We start from the raw sequence: 18002 nt of genomic DNA on the forward strand, positions 1-18002 counted from the left end.
TGGCCGCAGGCAGGTATTGCGCAGTGGGCACCCCGGCATGGATGCCGGGGTAGCCGCGACACGGCCAGGGATGGCCGATCGCGGCGGGCCCACGGAGCAATGCCTGACTGCGGGCATGCCGAGCCTAAGCGAGGCACCGAGTGGTGGGGCAAGAGCGCTTTGCTTACTTTGGCGCTCTTCCAAAGTGAGCCGCCGTAAGGGCGGAACCCTAAGTGGCCGTAACCGCAGCAACGGATATGTACTCATTCCCAATAACCAAAAAGAGCGAGTTGTGTAGACACCTATGGCCATCGCGGGCAAGCCCGCTCCCACACAAGCCCGCTCCCACAAAAAGCCCAACACCGAGCTTTAGAGCTCTACATTACCCCAGCCCGGCCTGGCCTCTTCAGGCGCCACCGCCTTGACCTGCTTGCCCGTCGCCAGCTCCACCCGCCGCGCCACTTCCGGGTCGTCGGCAAACGGTATCAGGCTCGCCTCATCCAGCTCGGTTCCCGATTGCCCGCGCAGGCAGTACTCCACGGCGCCATACAGGCAGATCACCGCCGCCAGGTTGAAAATGACCTCCCACATCAGGCGATCTGCGCATCACTGTGCGCCACCTTCAAGTCAGCCACCCGTACGGTGCGCCAGGTGTTGTAGGCCATCAGCAACATGCCGCCCAGGAAGAACACCCCACCGGCAAACCGCACCACAAACCCCGGGTGGCTGGCCTGCAAGGCCTCGACGAACGAGTAGGTGAGGGTGCCGTCGTCGTTGACCGCCCGCCACATCAGGCCCTGGGTGATGCCATTGATCCACATCGAGGCGATGTACAGCACGGTGCCGATGCTTGCCAGCCAGAAGTGCAGGTTGATCAGCGGCACGCTGTACATCTGCTCGCGGCCGAAGATTTTCGGGATCATGTGGTACAGCGAGCCAAAGGTGATCATCGCCACCCAGCCCAAGGCACCCGCGTGGACGTGGCCGATGGTCCAGTCGGTGTAGTGGGACAGGGCGTTGACCGTCTTGATCGCCATCATCGGCCCCTCAAAGGTCGACATGCCGTAGAACGCCAACGACAACACCAGAAACCGCAGGATCGGGTCGGTGCGCAACTTATGCCAGGCACCCGACAGGGTCATCATGCCGTTGATCATCCCGCCCCAGCTGGGCGCCAGCAGGATCAGTGACATGGCCATGCCTAACGACTGCGCCCAGTCTGGCAGCGCGGTGTAGTGCAGGTGGTGAGGCCCGGCCCAAATGTACAGGGTGATCAGCGCCCAGAAGTGCACGATGGACAGGCGATAGGAATACACCGGCCGCCCGACTTGCTTGGGCACGAAGTAATACATCATCCCCAGGAACCCGGTGGTCAGGAAGAACCCTACTGCGTTATGCCCGTACCACCACTGCACCATGGCGTCGGTGGCGCCGGAATACACCGGGTAGGACTTGAACCAGTCCACCGGGATGGAAAGGTGGTTGACCACGTGCAGCATGGCGATCACCACGATAAACGCGCCGAAAAACCAGTTGCCGACGTAGATGTGCTGGGTCTTGCGTTGCACCACGGTGGTGAAGAACACGATGGCGTAGGCCACCCACACCACAGTCATCCACACTGCGCCGGAGAATTCGATCTCGGCGTATTCCTTGGTGGTGGTGTAGCCCAGGGGCAGGGTGATCAGCATGATCACGATCACCGATTGCCAACCCCAGAACGTAAAGGCGGCGAGCCAGTCGCTGTACAGGCGCACCTGGCAGGTACGTTGGACCGCGTAGTAGCTGGCGGCAAATTGCGCGCTGCCGGCAAAGCCGAAAATCACCAGGCTGGTGTGCAGCGGCCTTAACCGGCCAAACGTGGTCCAGGGCAGGTCCAGGTTCATGTCCGGCCATACCAGTTGCGAGGCGATCCAAACGCCCATGGCCATGCCGATAACGCCCCAAACCACGGTGGCGATGACGAATTGACGGACAACCTTATAGTTATAGGCCTGCCCGGTTGATGCTGTGCTCATGGTCAGTCTTCCACGGTTTCAAGTCCCGGGCACTGTAGGAAATCCATGAAAAACAAAACAGGCTCAGAAAAACTACATTAATACGGATCAGAATCTATCCCTTAAAACATGGGGTATTCCGTGGCTGATATGGTTTTTTAGTTTTTAGCTGAATCTGTGACGTCTTGAGCTGTAGGTGCATAGTCGCCCCCATAGAAACCGCTGCCGTCGAGCGCGGTCAGCCATGATGAGGTAGCGAGATGTATCGGTACGATGAGTACGACCGGGCCCTGGTCTTCGAGCGTGTGGCGCAGTTTCGTGATCAGGTCGAACGGTTTGTCGCTGGCGACTTGAGCGAAGAGGAATTCCTGCCGCTGCGCCTGCAAAACGGCCTGTACCTGCAAAAGCATGCGTATATGCTGCGGGTGGCGATTCCCTACGGCACCCTCGGTGCGCAGCAGCTGCGCACCCTGGCGAGCATTGCCCGGGATTACGACCGCGGCTACGGCCACTTCACCACGCGCCAGAACATGCAGTTCAACTGGATCGAGTTGCAGCAGGTGCCCGACATCCTCCAGCGCCTGGCCGAAGTCGACATGCATGCGATCCAGACCTCGGGCAACTGCGTGCGCAACATCACCACCGAAGCCTTTGCCGGGGTGGCCGCCGACGAACTGCTGGACCCGCGCCCGCTCGCAGAGATCCTGCGGCAATGGTCGACCATCAACCCCGAATTCCTGTTTTTGCCGCGCAAGTTCAAGATCGCCATCTGCTCGGCGCGCCAGGACCGGGCGGCGATCATGATGCATGACATCGGCCTTTATCTATATCAGGACGCCGACGGCCAGATGCTGTTGCGCGTGCTGGTGGGCGGTGGCCTCGGGCGCACGCCGATCCTCGGCTTGCAGATTCGCGATGGCTTGCCCTGACAGCATCTGCTGTCGTATGTCGAAGCGGTCCTGCGCGTGTACAACCGCCATGGCCGGCGGGATAACAAATACAAGGCGCGGATCAAGATCCTGGTCAAGGCCCTGGGTATCGAGGCGTTTTCCCGGGAAGTGGAGGAGGAGTGGCAGCACCTGCGCGATGGCCCGGCGCAATTGACCGAGGATGAGTACCAGCGCGTGGCCTCGGCCTTTGTACCACCGGACTATCAGGCCCTGCCCGATACCGACCTGGACTTTGGCACGCACATGGCCGACAGCCCGGCGTTCGCGCGCTGGGTGACACGCAATGTGCAGCCCCACAAAGTACCCGGCTATAGCAGTGTGGTGCTGTCCACCAAGCCGGGGATCGCCGCGCCGCCGGGCGACGTGAGTGCCGCGCAGATGGACGCCGTGGCGCAGTGGGCCGAACAGTTCGGCTTCGGTGAAATCCGCATCGCCCATGAACAGAACATCGTGCTGCCGGATGTGCCCAAGGCGCAGTTGCATGCCTTGTGGACCCTGGCCTGCGAGCAGGGCCTGGGCAGCGCCAATGTCGGCTTGCTGACCGATATCATCGCCTGCCCGGGCGGCGACTTCTGTGCCCTGGCCAACGCCAAGTCGATCCCCATCGCCCAGGCGATCCAGCAGCGCTTCGACAACCTCGACTACCTGCATGACCTGGGTGATATCAGCCTGAACATCTCCGGCTGCATCAATGCCTGTGGGCATCACCATATCGGCAATATCGGCATCCTGGGGGTCGATAAAAATGGCAGCGAGTGGTACCAGGTCACCCTGGGCGGTGCCCAGGGCAAGGCCAGCGCGCTGGGCAAGGTGATTGGCCCATCGTTCAGTGCGGCACAAATCCCGGATGTGATCTCCCGCCTGATCGCCACCTACGTCCGCTACCGGGAGAGTGACGAGCCCTTTATCGACACCGTGCAACGCATCGGCCTGGAGCCGTTCAAGGAGCGGGTGTATGGCAGCGTGGTGCAACCGGCATGAACAATCTGTTGAGCCTGGAACAGGGCGTGGCGCGTATCAAGCACGATGACCCCTGGACCCTGGTGCGCGATGCACAAGTAGCGCTGCCCGAGGGGGCGCTGATTCTGCCGCTGGCCCTGTGGCTGAGCCGGCGCATTGCGCCAGACCCGCCACAGGACGCGGTGTGGCTCGGCCCGGATGATGAAGTGGAACACCTGCAGCCGTGGCTGGATGTGCTGCCGCTGATTGCCCTGGACTTCCCCAGCTTTCGCGATGGCCGAGCCTACAGCCAGGCCTACCTGCTGCGCACCCGCCTGGGCTGGCAGGGTGAGTTGCGGGCGGTGGGGGATGTGCTGCGCGACCAGCTCAGCCATATGCGCCAGTGTGGCTTCGATGGGTTCGCCGTGCGCGAGGACAAGTCGGCCGCTGACGCGCTCAAGGGCCTGGCGGGCATGAGTGTGAGCTATGGCCGCTCGGTGATTGAGCCGCGGCCGCTGTTTCGGCGGCGCTGAGGTTAAGCAGGAGCGCCCAACTGCGGGGCAAATCGAAGCTGCGAAATAACCCGCACTTGGGGGCTGGAGGCAGGTTATTTCTGAGGAATTGGCTATACCTGTAACTTCACGTTTCGGCGATAAACGCCAAGGAGTTGCGCCATGAAGCTAGGGCTGATGATCAGTGCGTTGTGTATTGCCTCACTCGGGGTGGCCGGTTGCGCGAGTAAAGTCCCACAGCCGGACGAGTATTCGGGGTTTCTTTCGGACTACAGCCAGTTGAAGGAAGCCAAGTCGCCATCGGGCGTAGAGGTGATGCGCTGGGTCGATCCCAAGCTGAATCTGAAGCGCTACACCTCGGTGTATATCGAACCGACCCAGTTTTTCCCCAAGCCCCAAGCCACGGCGCAAATCCCCGAAGACACCTTGCGCAGCATCAACGAGTACTACAACCAGGCGCTAAAGCGTGAGCTGGTCAAGTCACTGCCACTGGCCAGCGCTCCGGGCCCCGGGGTGATCGTGGTACGGGCGGCGATCACGGCGGTCAGTCGCAAGACTGAAGGCCTCAAGCCCTATGAATTCATTCCGGTGGCCCTGGTGGCAGCAGCGGTGAGTACCGGCACGGGGATTCGCGACCAGGAAACCACCTTGGGCACCGAGGCGCAGTTTCTCGATGGTGACAGTGGGCGGGTGCTTGCCCAGGTTGTGCGCAAAGGCACTGGCAAGCCGCTGGACAACGATAGCCAGGTCATGAAAGCGGCTGACGTGAAGGGGGTGATAGACGGCTGGGCGGCTGATTTGCACCAGTCCTACTCCAAGTTCAAGGCCAAATAGCGAGCGCGAACAGTGGCTTGTGGTGAGCGGGCTGGCCCCAGTCTCGTTTCAGGGCCGCTTCGCGCCCCAGCGGGAGCAAGCCCCCTCGCCACAACAAGGCTGCCTACGGACACCTGGGTGCGATCAGCCGCCCACCAGCATGCCTTTGACTTTGTCGCGCAGTTGCTCAATGGAGAACGGCTTGGCAATCATCTGCACACCGGCAGGCAACTCAATGTTTTCGGCATAGCCACTGGCAAGCAGGATGGGCAGGGCTGGGCGCAATGTGCAGGTTTTATCCGCCAGTTCCTTGCCATTCATGCCCGGCAGGCCCCAGTCGGTCATCATCAGGTCGATCACATGGGCGCTGTCTTCCAAGAACGCCAGCGCCGCTTCGGCGTCTGCCGCCTCAAGCACCTTGAACTCCAGTTCTTCGAGCACATCGACGATCAACATGCGCACGATGGCGTCGTCTTCGACGACAAGGATGGTGGAGGCTGCGGACATAGTGAGGGTTCCCAGATAGTGGAGGTACAGGTCTTGAGCAGTTGAAAGACCATCCTCTAGTGAGTTGCGTCGATCCCGGCAAGTTCCCGAAACAGGGCGGGCATTGTGCCGATAATCAGGCTTGATGTCCTGGCTGTGTCGTTGAAATACGGCAGAAACATAGCCCTTGTGGTCGATTTTGGGGCAAACTTCCGGTTTTTCCGCACTTGGCCAAGGCACGCCCATGACTCCCGCTTCGTCAGTCGATGAAAACAGCTTCCGCAAACTCCTGAGCCGCAACGTGGCTTTGCCGTTGGGTGTGGGCGTGCTCAGCGCGGTGTTTTTCGTGTGCCTGATCACCTATCTGTTGTCGGTGATCCAGTGGGTGGAACACACGGACCGGGTGATCAATAACCTTAATGAGACCGCAAAACTGACGGTGGATCAGGAAACCGGCATGCGCGGGTTCCTGATTACCGGCGACGAGCATTTCCTCGACCCCTACGAGGTGGCCAAGCCGCGGATCATTTCCGATCTGCGCAATTTGCAGTCGTTGGTCGCGGATAACCCCCAGCAAGTGGATCGTCTCAAGCGCCTGGAGTCATTGCAGCTGGAGTGGAACAACTACGCCCAGACGATGATCGACATGCAACGGCAAAACGGCGACTACCGTGGCGCGGTGAAGGCCGGGCGGGGTAAGCGTCTGACCGACGAGATCCGCAAGGAATACGACGCAGCGATTGCCATGGAGCAGCAGTTCCGGCTCGAGCGTAATAAGGACGTGACCCGCACCACGGTATTCAGCGTGGCGGTTTACTTGCTGTTCGTGTTGGGCTTGAGCGGCTTCCTGGCCTATGTCGGAAGGAAGAATCTATTAGCTCTTTCAGACAGTTACAGTGCCAACCTGGCCTCGCAGATGAAGATTGCCAAGCGCCTGGAACAGCAGGCCTGGCTGCGCAACGGCCAGACCGAGCTGGCCGAACAGGTGCTTGGCCAACTGACCCTGAACCTGCTGGGGCGCAATATCCTGCAGTTCTGTGCCCAATACATGGGCTCGGTGGTGGCCGCGCTGTATGTGCGCGAGGAGCACGGTGGCCTCAAGCGCGTGGCGACGTATGGCTTCTCCCGTGAGCAGGAGCAGCAGGAGCAGGCGATCTACCGCGACGAGGGCATCGTCGGCCAGGCTGCCCAGCAGCATCGCTTGATTCGCCTGGATGATGTGCCGGTGGACTACTTCAAGGTCAGTTCCGGCCTGGGCGATGGCGCACCGCGCAGCGTGCTGGTGGTGCCGACCAGCGATGATGATCGGGTCAACGGGGTGATCGAGCTGGGCTTTCTGCGCGCACTGGACGAGCGCGATGTGGAGCTGCTGGAGCTGATCGCCGGCAATATCGGCACGTCCATCGAGGCGGCGCGCTATCGCCAGCGCCTGCAGGAAGTACTGGCCGAGACCCAGCAGCTCAATGAAGAGCTGCAAGTGCAGCAGGAAGAGCTCAAGACCGCCAACGAGGAGCTGGAAGAGCAGTCGCGCATCCTCAAGGAGTCCCAGGCCCACCTGGAAACCCAGCAGGCCGAGCTGGAACAGACCAACGAACAGTTGGCCGATCAGACCCAGATCCTCGCCGACCAGCGCGACGCCATGGACCGCAAGAACGTCGAGCTCAATCGCGTACAGGTCGAGCTGGAGGAGCGCGCCGATGAGTTGCAGCGCTCGAGCAAGTACAAGTCCGAGTTCCTGGCCAATATGTCCCATGAGCTGCGTACGCCGCTCAACAGCTCGCTGATCCTGGCCAAGTTGCTGGCGGAGAACTCCGAGGAAAACCTCAGCGCCGAACAGGTCAAGTTTGCCGAGTCGATCTACTCGGCGGGTAACGACCTGCTCAACCTGATCAACGACATCCTGGATATCGCCAAGGTCGAGGCCGGCAAGCTCGATATGCGCCCCGAAAACACCAGCGTGGCGCGCCTGGCCGAGGGCTTGCGCGGGATGTTCGAGCCGTTGGCCAGCGACCGCAAGCTGGGTTTCCAGGTGGAGGTCCAGGCCGGCGCGCCACTGATGCTGTTCACTGACCGCCAGCGCCTGGAGCAGATCCTCAAGAACCTGCTGTCCAATGCGGTCAAGTTCACCGAGAAGGGCCAGGTCAGCCTGACCATTTCCCGCCAGCCGGGGGAGGGCATTGCCTTTACCGTGCGCGACTCCGGGATCGGCATCGCCCTGGACCAGCAGGAAAGCATCTTCGAGGCGTTCCGCCAGGCTGATGGCACCACCAACCGTCGTTATGGCGGTACGGGCCTGGGGCTGTCGATTTCCCGTGACCTGGCCACCTTGCTTGGCGGCTATATCAATGTCACCAGTGAGCCGGGCCAGGGCAGTATCTTCACCCTGGTGCTGCCGGAGCAGTATGTGGAGCGCGACGAAGACGCGCCGGCTATCGAGCAGTCGCGGGCCGTGACGGTTGCCCCGGCACCCGTGGCGCCAGTGAAAATTTCGCCGCTGCCGGTGGCAGACGAAGCATTGATCCCGCGTTTTGCCGACGACCGCGAGCTGGCACCGTTCGCCACCCGTTGCATCCTGGTAGTGGAGGACGAGCCGAACTTTGCACGGATCCTCTTCGACCTGGCCCATGAACTGGGCTACCACTGCCTGGTGGCCCATGGTGCGGACGAGGGCTACAACCTCGCCGAGCAGTACCTGCCCGACGCGATCCTGCTGGACATGCGCCTGCCGGACCACTCCGGGCTCACCGTGCTGCAACGCCTCAAGGAGCACGCCGAGACCCGCCACATCCCGGTGCATGTGATTTCCGTGGAGGATCGCGTGGAGGCCGCCATGCATATGGGCGCCATCGGCTATGCCGTCAAGCCCACCACCCGCGAAGAGCTCAAGGACGTGTTTGCACGCCTGGAGGCCAAGCTGACGCAGAAGGTCAAACGCATCCTGCTGGTGGAAGACGACGACTTGCAGCGCGAGAGCATCGCCCGCCTGATCGGCGATGAAGACATTGAAATCACCGCCGTCGGCTTCGCCCAGGAAGCATTGGACCTGCTGCGCAGCACGGTCTACGACTGCATGATCATCGACCTCAAGCTGCCGGACATGCTCGGTAACGAGTTGCTCAAGCGCATGGCCACCGAGGATATCTGTTCGTTCCCGCCGGTGATCGTCTACACCGGGCGCAACCTGACCCGGGACGAAGAGGCGGAGCTGCGCAAGTATTCGCGCTCGATCATCATCAAGGGCGCACGTTCACCTGAACGGTTGCTGGATGAAGTGACACTCTTTTTGCACAAAGTCGAATCCCAGCTGTCCCAGGAGCGGCAGAAGATGCTCAAGACCGCCCGCAGTCGCGACAAGGTCTTCGAGGGGCGCAAGGTGCTGCTGGTGGACGACGATGTACGCAACATCTTCGCCCTCACCAGCGCCCTGGAGCACAAGGGCGCGATTGTGGTCATTGGCCGTAACGGCCGTGAGGCCATCGAGAGACTCAATGAGGTCGAGGACATCGACCTGGTGTTGATGGACGTGATGATGCCGGAGATGGACGGCTACGAAGCCACCGCCCTGATCCGCCAGGATCCGCGCTGGCGCAAGCTGCCGATCATCGCGGTGACGGCCAAGGCGATGAAAGACGACCAGGAACGCTGCCTCGCGGCGGGCTCCAACGATTACCTGGCCAAGCCCATTGACCTGGACCGCCTGTTCTCGCTGATCCGGGTGTGGTTGCCCAAGATGGAACGCATTTAAGTGGAAATACACTAAGTGGATCGAAGTACTGATATTGAACTGCGCTTGCTGATCGAGGCGATTTACCTCAAGTACAGCTATGACTTTCGCGACTACTCAGGGGCTTCGGTCAAGCGCCGTGTGGCCCATGCCTTGCGCCAGTTCGACTGCAAGACCATTTCGGCCTTGCAGGAGCGGGTGTTGCACGATCCCACGGCCTTTATGCAGTTGCTGCAGTTCCTGACCATTCCGGTCAGCGAGATGTTTCGTGATCCGTCGCACTTCCTGGCCATTCGCCAGGAAGTGGTGCCACTGCTCAAGACCTATCCGTCGATCAAGATCTGGATCGCCGGTTGCAGCACGGGGGAGGAGGTGTACTCCATGGCCATCCTGCTGCGTGAGGAGGGGCTGCTTGAACGCACGATCATCTATGCCACTGATATCAACCCCAGCTCCCTGGAAAAGGCCAAGCAGGGGATCTTCTCCCTGGAGAGTGTGCGAGCCTATACCCACAACTACCAGCAGGCGGGCGGGCAGCGGTCGTTTGCCGATTACTACACGGCGGCCTACGATTACGCAATCTTCGACAAGACTCTGCGCGAGAACGTAACGTTCGCCGACCACAGCCTGGCGACGGATAGCGTATTCTCAGAAACACAATTAATTTCATGTCGTAACGTGCTGATTTATTTCAATAAAAAGTTGCAGGATAGGGCCTTTGGATTGTTTCATGAGTCGCTGTGTCATCGTGGCTTCCTGGTGCTGGGCAGTAAGGAAACCCTGGACTTCTCCGCCTACAGCAAACAGTTCGAACCCCTGGTCAAGCAAGAACGGATCTACCGCAAATCATGAATGAAGCAGCTGCCAGCCCGGCCTTGGTGTCGGGTGTCCAAGCCATTGTCGTTGGCGCTTCCGCTGGCGGGGTCGAGGCGTTGCTGAGTGTTTTCGGGGCCTTGGCGCCAGGGTTCAACCTACCGATCATCGCCGTGCTGCACTTGCCGGATGAACGTCGCAGCCAGTTGGCAGAAGTCTTTGATCGGCGTCTGGCAATACCGGTAGTAGAAGCCCGGGACAAGGAAACGATCCAGCCCGGCACCCTGTATTTTGCCAGCCCCGGCTACCACCTGTCGGTGGAGCATGACCACAGCCTGTCCTTGAGCCAGAAAGAGCGCGTGCATCACTCCCGCCCGGCCATTGATTATCTGTTCGAGTCGGCCGCCGACGCCTATGGCCCGAACCTGCTGGCGATCCTGCTGACTGGCGCCAACCAGGATGGCGCGCGCGGCCTGGCCCAGGTCAAGCAGCGCGGCGGTACCACCGTCATCCAGGACCCCGCGGAGGCCCGGGTGGCCGTAATGCCCATGGCGGCCCTGGCGCTGCATACCCCTGACCATATTCTCACCTTGAGCCGCATTGGCGATTTGCTGGCTTCCCTGGAACCCTCCCCATGCTAAGTACTATCCAGGCCAAACTGCTGATCGTCGACGATCTGCCGGAAAACCTGCTGGCCCTTGAAGCGCTGATCAAGCGCGAGGACCGTCATGTCTACAAGGCATTGAGTGCCGACGAAGCTTTGTCGCTGCTGTTGGAGCACGAGTTCGCCATGGCCATTCTCGACGTGCAGATGCCCGGCATGAATGGCTTCGAACTGGCCGAAATGATGCGCGGCACCGAAAAGACCAAGAACATTCCCATCGTGTTTGTCAGCGCCGCCGGTCGTGAGCTCAACTACGCCTTCAAAGGCTATGAGAGCGGTGCGGTGGACTTCCTGCACAAGCCGCTGGACATCCATGCGGTCAAGAGCAAGGTCAATGTGTTCGTCGACCTGTATCGCCAGAGCAAGGCCATGAAGCTGCAGGTCGAAGCCCTGGAGCACAGTCGCCGCGAGCAGGAACTGTTGCTCAACCGCCTGCAGGCGACCCAGGCGGAACTGGAGCAGGCGGTGCGCATGCGCGATGACTTCATGTCGATCGTTGCCCACGAGGTGCGCACGCCCCTCAACGGCCTGATCCTGGAAACCCAGCTGCGCAAGATGCACCTGGCTCGGGACAACGCCGCCGCCTTTACCTTGGACAAGATGCACGCCATGGTCGACCGCGATGAGCGGCAGATCCAGAGCCTGATCCGCTTGATCGAAGACATGCTCGACGTCTCGCGGATCCGCACCGGTAAACTGTCGATCCGCCCGGGGCATTTCGACCTGGCGCAGTTGGTGCGCAACCTGCTGGAGAACTTTGCTCCACAAGTGGCAGCGGCCGAGTCGTCGGTGCAACTGGATGCGCCGCAGCCGGTGGAGGGCAAGTGGGATGAGTTTCGTATTGAGCAGGTAGTCTCCAACTTGCTGACCAATGCCCTGCGCTACGGCGCCAAGAGCCCGGTGGCGGTGCGGGTGTACGCCGAACATGGCGAGGCCAGGGTGGAAGTGCAGGATCGCGGGATCGGTATCAGCGAAGACAATCAGAAGCGGATTTTCCAGCAGTTCGAGCGGGTGTCCGCCAACCATGCGGTGGCAGGGCTGGGCCTGGGGCTGTTTATCTCTGAGCAGATCGTTGCGGCCCACGGCGGCACGATTGAAGTCGAGAGCCGGATAGGCGAGGGCGCATTGTTCCGTGTGTGCCTGCCTTTGGCGGGCGCGGCGTGAAATCAATCGTCAGCCAGACGCAACCTCTGCGTGACCCAAGGGTCGTATCAGCAGCAATTGACCGGACAAAGGCTTCCCATGAGTGAAGATGCGCAAGATGTTGTACTGATCGTCGAGGACGACGAGTCGATCATGTTCGTATTGGGCGAGTACCTTTCGGGCCTGGGGTACCGGGTACTGAAGGCCATCAACGGCGAGCAGGCCTTTGAAATCCTCGCTTCCAAGCCCCACCTGGACTTGATGGTGACTGACTATCGCCTGCCTGGCGGAATTTCCGGGGTGCAGATTGCCGAGCCCGCGATCAAGCTGCGGCCGGAGCTGAAGGTGATCTTTATCAGTGGTTATCCGCAGGAGATCCTCGACTGCAATAGCCCGATTACGCGCAATGCACCGATCCTGGCCAAGCCGTTTGACCTGGATACGTTGCAGGAGCATATCCAACGGTTGTTGGCGTGAAGTAAAAAACCAGCACTGGCTTGCCGATAATCAGCATGCAGTCGTCTTCACCAAGGCCCGCGTGCTACGCGCACCTGCTGCCTGATCGCTGTGCGATGCGGGAGCCTGGCTCCCGCTGTGCTCATCCGTGTCACGTCGCAATCATCTCCCGCACCTTCGCCGTCAGCAGGTCGAAGGTAAAGGGCTTGGTGATCAACTGCATGCCCGGATCCAGGAACCCCCCGCGCACCGCCGCATGCTCGGCATACCCGGTAATGAATAACACCTTCAAGTCCGGGCGAATCTGCCTGCCGATCTCTGCCAACTGGCGACCGTTCATCCCTGGCAACCCTACATCACTGACCAATAGATCAATGCGCTGGCTGGATTCGATAATCGGTAGCGCACTGTCGGCATCCGCGGCTTCGACAAAGGCATAGCCCAGCTCACTCAGCACCTGGCTCACCAGCACCCGTACCGCCGGGTCATCCTCGACGATCAGCACGGTTTCACCGGCGTTGGCGAATGGCGGCAGGGTCGCGTCCAGGGGGGGCATCGACGGTAACTTCACCGACACAGCGCGGCAGGAACAGGCTCACCGTGGTGCCTTTGCCGACCTCGCTGTGGAGGATCACATGGCCATGGGACTGGCGGGCGAAGCCGTAGATCATCGACAAACCCAGGCCGGTGCCCTGGCCGATGGGCTTGGTGGTGAAGAAGGGGTCGAAGGCTCGGCTGATCACGTTTTCCGGCATACCGCAGCCGGTGTCAATGACACTCAGCTCCACGTAGTCGCCGGGGGTTAAAGTGCCGTAGGCGGCGGTAAACACGTTGTCGAGGTGGCGATTACGGGTTTCCACCACCAGCCGGCCACCATCAGGCATCGCGTCCCGGGCATTCAGGGCCAGGTTGAGCAGGGCGCTTTCCAGTTGATTGGGGTCGGCTTCGGCGGTCCACAGCTGCCCGCTCAACTGCATGTCGAGCACGATGCTTTCATTGAGGCTGCGTTGCAGCAGTTCGCCCATGGAGGTCACCAGTTGGTTGATCTCCACCGGCTTGGAATCCAGCGACTGGCGGCGGGAAAACGCCAGCAGGCGGTGGGTCAGGCCGGCGGCGCGGTTGGCCGAGGTCACACCCAGGTCGATCAGGCTGTCGAGGTCATCCAGGCGGCCCCGGGCCAGGCGCCGGCGCAGCAGCTCCAGGCTGCCGATAATCCCGGTGAGCATGTTATTGAAGTCGTGGGCGATGCCGCCGGTCAATTGGCCGACGGCTTCCATTTTTTGTGACTGGCGCAAGGCTTCTTCGTTGCTGCGCAATTGCGCAGTGCGTTCTTCGACTTGTTGTTCAAGGGTTTCCAGGGTGCTTTGCAGGCGCAGTTCGCTCTGGCTCAGGTCGATCAGGCGGTCGCGGGCTTCGTACTGTCGTCGCCGCCCGCGCAGAGCGGTGGTCACCAGACTGATCAGGGTCACCGGGTGAAACGGCCGCTCCAGCAAGGTGATGTTGCCCAGCCTGGCGCTCAAGTGCGATGAGGCGTTCTGTTCGGTGCCACCATGGTGGGTCAGCAGTACGATGGGCAGGTCCGACCAGGCTGGCTGCTGCTGCAGATACTCCAGCAGCGGCTCCAGCCCGACCCCATGCAACGCTTCGGCGGCGATGATCAGCAGGCCCGCGCCTTGTTCCAGTTCATCGCAGAGCGATGACAGGTTGGGGGTCGCAATACCGCTGAAACCTGCTTCGTTGAGCATCATCAGCGCCAGCGTGCTGTCCCGTCCCAAGGGCGCGAGAATGATCGCGCGCTCGGAAATGGCCGGCAGGCTGCTCACAAGCGCTCATCCTTGAGCAGCGGGTTGCCGGCACCCATGTAGGTGGGGACGCCGCGCAGCACGCCCTGGAAGGCTTCCAGGGGTTCGCCGATGGTCATGCCCTGGCTGCCGATGCGGTATTCGCGAATGGTCGACTCATGGCTGCCGGTGCGTTTCTTGATGATGGAAATGGCCCGTCGCACTTTGCCCAGGGCCTCGAAGTAGCGCAGCAGGATCACGGTGTCGGCCAGATAGGTGATATCCACCGGCGCTTGCATGTCGCCGACCAACCCGTGCTGGGCCACGGTCATGAAGGTCGCTGCGCCCCGGCGGTTGAGGTACAGCAACAGCTCGTGCATGTGCAGCACCAGGGCGTTTTCCTCGGGCATGGCCGCCTGATAACCGTTGATGCTGTCGATAACCACGGTCTTGATCTGGCGCTCATCCACGCAGCGCCGCACCCGGTGGGAAAATTCGCCGGGCGACAGCTCGGCGGCGTCCACCTGCTCGATCAGCAGATTGCCGGTGGCTTGTAGGGCGGCCAGGTCGATGCCTATGTTGTTCATGCGGTCGAACAACAGGCCCAGCTCTTCATCGAAAATAAACAGGGCGGCTTTTTCGCCACGGGCCACTGCGGCAGCGGCGAAGATCATCGAGATCAGCGACTTGCCGGTACCGGCAGGGCCGAGGATCAGGGTGCTGGAGCCGGTCTCGATACCGCCGCCCAGCAGCGCATCCAGCTCGCGAATGCTGCTGGTCAGGGTCTGCCGGTTGTAGCCACCGCGGTGCTCGGCGGCCACCAGGCGCGGGAACACATGCACACCGTCTTGCATAATGGTGAAATCGTGGAAGCCGCCGCGATACTTCTGGCCCCGGTACTTCACCACCCGGACCCGGCGTCGTTCCGCGCCGTAGTTGGGGGTCAGTTCTTCCAGGCGGATCACCCCGTGGGCCACGCTGTGCACGGTCTTATCCAGGGATTCGGTGGTCAGGTCATCCAGCAGCAGCACGGTGGCGTCGTAGCGCACGAAGTAGTGCTTGATCGCCAGGATCTGCCGGCGATAGCGCAACGAGCTTTGCGCCAGCAGGCGGATTTCCGAGAGGCTGTCGATCACCACGCGGGTCGGCTTGACCCGTTCCACCACCTCGAAGATCTGCCGGGTGGCCTCGCCCAGCTCCAGGTCGGAGGAGTACAGCAGGCTTTGCTGATGCTCGGCATTGAGCAGGCTTTCGGGTGGGGTCAGTTCAAAGATATGGATATGTTCATCCAGCTCCCAACCGTGGGACTGGGCACCCTGGCGCAGCTCGCGCTCGGTTTCCGACAGGGTGATATACAGCGATCGTTCCCCTGCCTTGGCCCCGGCCTGGAGAAAATGCAGGGCCACGGTGGTCTTGCCGGTGCCGGGCTCACCTTCGAGCAGGAACAGATGGCTACGCGATAGCCCCCCGGAAAGAATGTCATCAAGACCTTCGATGCCGGTGGCCGCCTTTGCTGTGAACAGCTCTTTGGATGTAGACAAGAAGTGCCCTCGGGTCACGTATAAGTTGAGCGGCGTGCCGGCTAAGGCGCGCCATATTCACTTGACCGTGGGGCTGTGGGGCGGTTCAACGTTTTCTCGTTTTTGTGCAGGCCAATCCACAGTTTTCAATGCCTGCAGCGCTTCAAAGGCCCTGCTGCAGCGCGGGATCGTCCGGGTTTTGCTGCTCCAGTTGGGCCAGCAGTACCTGCACGTTCTGCAACTGGCCGCTTTCCTTCCAGTAGTTGATCAACAGCACCCGTGCCTTGCGGTTGGCGGGATGGCGCTGGACGATTTCTTCCAGCTGGCGCTGGGCGGCTTCCAGTTCCTCCTGGTCATGCAGGGTGGTGGCCAGGTCGTAGCGGTAATCCTGATTGTCGGGCTCCAGCTCCACCGCCTTGGACAGGCCCAGCAGTGCGTATTCCCGTTCGCCATGGTGCAGCAGCCACATGCCCAGGGCGTGTTGCAGATAGGCTGACTCGGGGTGGGCTTGCAGTTGGGTGGCGAGGATCTGGCGCGAGTCATCGACCTTGCCCTGTTTATCCAGCAACTCGATGCGTGAAACCACCGCCGGCAGGTTGTCCGGGTCCAGGCGCAGCGCCTGCTCCAGGGCATGTTGGGCCTCGGGCAACAGGGCGCTGTGGATGTACAGGCGCGCCAGCTGGATCCAGCCATCAGGGCTTTCGGGCTGGGCCTTGAGGTACTTTACATACTCATCCAGCACGAGCTGCAAGGGGCCGAAATACAGGCCCAGGGTGTCGGGCGACAGGCCCAGCAGGGCGTTGGCGGCGGCAAATCGCACGCTTTGCTGGTCATCCTCGAGCAACGGGCCCAGCAACAGGGTGCGCTGGCCGCTGGGCACCAGGCCGACAATGCTGGCAATGGCTGCCTGGCGCACCAGGGGGGATGGGTGGCTCAAGTCCTTGTCCGCCAGCTTCAAGGCCTGGGGGCTTGGGTAGTTATGCAATTCGTTGTGCAGGGCGGCGCGGCGCACGTCGGACAGGTCTGGTCGCCCCAGTTGCTGATAGAGCACGCGCGCGGCGCCGGGCTCGCCGTTATGCGCTTTTTTCAGGGCTTTGGAGTAACCGTGGGCAACAGCCGGCGGCACGGACACGCTCGGGCTGCGGGAGAAATACCAAAAAACCAGTACCACCAATAACAGGGCGCTCAGGCCGATGATCGCGTAACGGCGTGACTTTGACATGCAGGTGTCCGAAAGCTGGGCAGCTAGTGCAAAGCGCTCAGCTTCGGTCAGACACCGGCGAGTGTCAAACCCGCGTCACGTCAGCACATAGTCCACGGGCTCCAGGGGCGCTGGCAGGGCAGTTTCGCCCAGGGTGGCGAGGATCTCCCGTTCCAGGGTGCGCACGATGGCATTGCACGGCAGGTCGTTCTCGTCGAAGCCGAAGGGGTCCTCCAGGTCATCGCCGATTTCATCCAGGCCAAAGAAGGTGTAGCTGACAATGGCAGTAAAAATCGGCGTCAGCCAACCCAGGGGCTCGGCCATGGCAAAGGGCAGCAGGATGCAGAACAGATAGATGGTGCGGTGCAGCAGCAAGGTGTAGGGGAAGGGCAGCGGTGTGCTCTTGATCCGTTCGCACGCCGCCTGGACTTGACTGAGACCCACCAGGCGGGTTTCCAGCTGGGTGTAGCGCCAGTCGCTGATCCGCCCCTGTTGCGCGGCATCCGAGCAGTGGGCGCCGAGGGTTTGCAGGATCCGGTCCGGCAGGTTCGGGTGGCCGGGCTCGACATTGACCCACGGCTGGATGGCACGGGCCTCGTCTTCCAGGCGCAGGCGTGCCACCAGGCCATGGGCAAAACCACACAGGCCGCGCAACAGGCCCTCGCGCTCGCCGGGCTGAGTGAAAACCTGGGTTTCGCGGATCAGCGAGCGGATTTCAATGACCATCTGCCCCAGTTGCTTGCGACCTTCCCACCAGCGGTCGTAGCAGGCGTTGTTGCGAAAACTCATGAAAATCGACAGCGATAGCCCGAGCAGGGTGAACGGCGTGGCGTTGACCTTGGAGAAGTAGGCCGGGTGCAGGGTTTCCACCAGCACGATCACCGAGGCCAGCAGGGTCACCAGCAGGCTGCGCAGGGCAATACGCTTGGCAATCGAACCCTTGAGGGAGAACAGGATGCCGAATAGGTTGGGTTTGGGGCGAACAATCATCGAGGGGCTTCTTCGTGGCGCAGGCCCTCAGATT

13 protein-coding genes and 2 pseudogenes are annotated in these 18002 nt (G+C 61.4%); 8 read left to right on the forward strand and 7 right to left on the reverse strand.

Annotated elements, in window-relative coordinates:
• Window positions 1-348: 348 nt before the first annotated feature.
• Window positions 349-570, reverse strand: a complete 222-nt coding sequence (locus tag JFT44_RS24990) for a cbb3-type cytochrome c oxidase subunit 3 (RefSeq protein ID WP_120732912.1) — start codon at window positions 568-570, stop codon at window positions 349-351.
• Window positions 570-1997, reverse strand: a complete 1428-nt coding sequence (gene ccoN / locus JFT44_RS24995) for a cytochrome-c oxidase, cbb3-type subunit I (protein WP_198831340.1) — start codon at window positions 1995-1997, stop codon at window positions 570-572. Before ccoN ends, JFT44_RS24990 begins: the two co-directional genes overlap by 1 nt.
• A 239-nt stretch (window positions 1998-2236) precedes the next feature.
• On the opposite strand from ccoN, the pseudogene JFT44_RS25000 reads away from it, so the two are divergent.
• From JFT44_RS25000 to JFT44_RS25010, 3 genes and pseudogenes are all read left to right on the forward strand, one after another.
• Window positions 2237-3907 (forward strand): annotated as a pseudogene (locus JFT44_RS25000) (nitrite/sulfite reductase).
• Window positions 3904-4398 (forward strand): DUF934 domain-containing protein, encoded by a 495-nt coding sequence (locus JFT44_RS25005; protein ID WP_057959766.1) that lies wholly within the window; start codon window positions 3904-3906, stop codon window positions 4396-4398. The pseudogene JFT44_RS25000 and the gene JFT44_RS25005 overlap by 4 nt, the downstream one beginning before the upstream one ends.
• 141 nt (window positions 4399-4539) lie before the next feature.
• Complete coding sequence (locus tag JFT44_RS25010) at window positions 4540-5211, forward strand: DUF3313 domain-containing protein (RefSeq protein ID WP_115128137.1); 672 nt, start codon at window positions 4540-4542, stop codon at window positions 5209-5211.
• A 123-nt stretch (window positions 5212-5334) separates the two neighbouring features.
• Here JFT44_RS25010 and JFT44_RS25015 read toward each other — a convergent pair whose 3' ends face one another.
• A complete protein-coding gene (locus JFT44_RS25015; RefSeq protein WP_057959764.1) occupies window positions 5335-5697 on the reverse strand; it encodes a response regulator in 363 nt (120 codons plus the stop codon).
• Between the two features lie 223 nt (window positions 5698-5920).
• Here JFT44_RS25015 and JFT44_RS25020 point away from each other — a divergent pair, with 223 nt between their 5' ends.
• From JFT44_RS25020 to JFT44_RS25040, 5 genes are all read left to right on the forward strand, one after another.
• On the forward strand, window positions 5921-9421 hold the full coding sequence (locus JFT44_RS25020; protein ID WP_057959763.1) for a response regulator: 3501 nt from the start codon (window positions 5921-5923) through the stop codon (window positions 9419-9421).
• Window positions 9422-9436: 15 nt separating this feature from the next.
• Complete coding sequence (locus JFT44_RS25025; protein WP_057440081.1) at window positions 9437-10252, forward strand: protein-glutamate O-methyltransferase CheR; 816 nt, start codon at window positions 9437-9439, stop codon at window positions 10250-10252.
• On the forward strand, window positions 10249-10854 hold the full coding sequence (locus tag JFT44_RS25030; protein ID WP_198831341.1) for a chemotaxis protein CheB: 606 nt from the start codon (window positions 10249-10251) through the stop codon (window positions 10852-10854). Before JFT44_RS25025 ends, JFT44_RS25030 begins: the two co-directional genes overlap by 4 nt.
• The gene (locus JFT44_RS25035) at window positions 10848-12041 is read left to right on the forward strand and encodes a hybrid sensor histidine kinase/response regulator (protein ID WP_057959761.1); all 1194 of its coding nucleotides are present in this window, start codon (window positions 10848-10850) and stop codon (window positions 12039-12041) included. Before JFT44_RS25030 ends, JFT44_RS25035 begins: the two co-directional genes overlap by 7 nt.
• Before the next feature lie 78 nt (window positions 12042-12119).
• A complete protein-coding gene (locus JFT44_RS25040; protein WP_057440084.1) occupies window positions 12120-12497 on the forward strand; it encodes a response regulator in 378 nt (125 codons plus the stop codon).
• 130 nt (window positions 12498-12627) lie between these two features.
• Here JFT44_RS25040 and JFT44_RS25045 read toward each other — a convergent pair.
• The 4 genes and pseudogenes from JFT44_RS25045 to JFT44_RS25060 all read right to left on the reverse strand — a co-directional run bounded on the left by JFT44_RS25045 (window position 12628) and on the right by JFT44_RS25060 (window position 17968).
• Window positions 12628-14299 (reverse strand): annotated as a pseudogene (locus JFT44_RS25045) (response regulator).
• Complete coding sequence (locus JFT44_RS25050; RefSeq protein ID WP_057959759.1) at window positions 14296-15798, reverse strand: ATPase domain-containing protein; 1503 nt, start codon at window positions 15796-15798, stop codon at window positions 14296-14298. Before JFT44_RS25050 ends, JFT44_RS25045 begins: the two are co-directional and overlap by 4 nt.
• 142 nt (window positions 15799-15940) lie before the next feature.
• Window positions 15941-16999 (reverse strand): HEAT repeat domain-containing protein, encoded by a 1059-nt coding sequence (locus JFT44_RS25055; RefSeq protein WP_128593698.1) that lies wholly within the window; start codon window positions 16997-16999, stop codon window positions 15941-15943.
• Window positions 17000-17074: 75 nt separating this feature from the next.
• Complete coding sequence (locus tag JFT44_RS25060; protein ID WP_169990078.1) at window positions 17075-17968, reverse strand: bestrophin family protein; 894 nt, start codon at window positions 17966-17968, stop codon at window positions 17075-17077.
• Between the last annotated feature and the right edge of the window lie 34 nt (window positions 17969-18002).

The organism is Pseudomonas sp. MF5691 (genome assembly GCF_016405645.1).
Taxonomy (GTDB): Bacteria; Pseudomonadota; Gammaproteobacteria; order Pseudomonadales; family Pseudomonadaceae; genus Aquipseudomonas; species Aquipseudomonas shahriarae.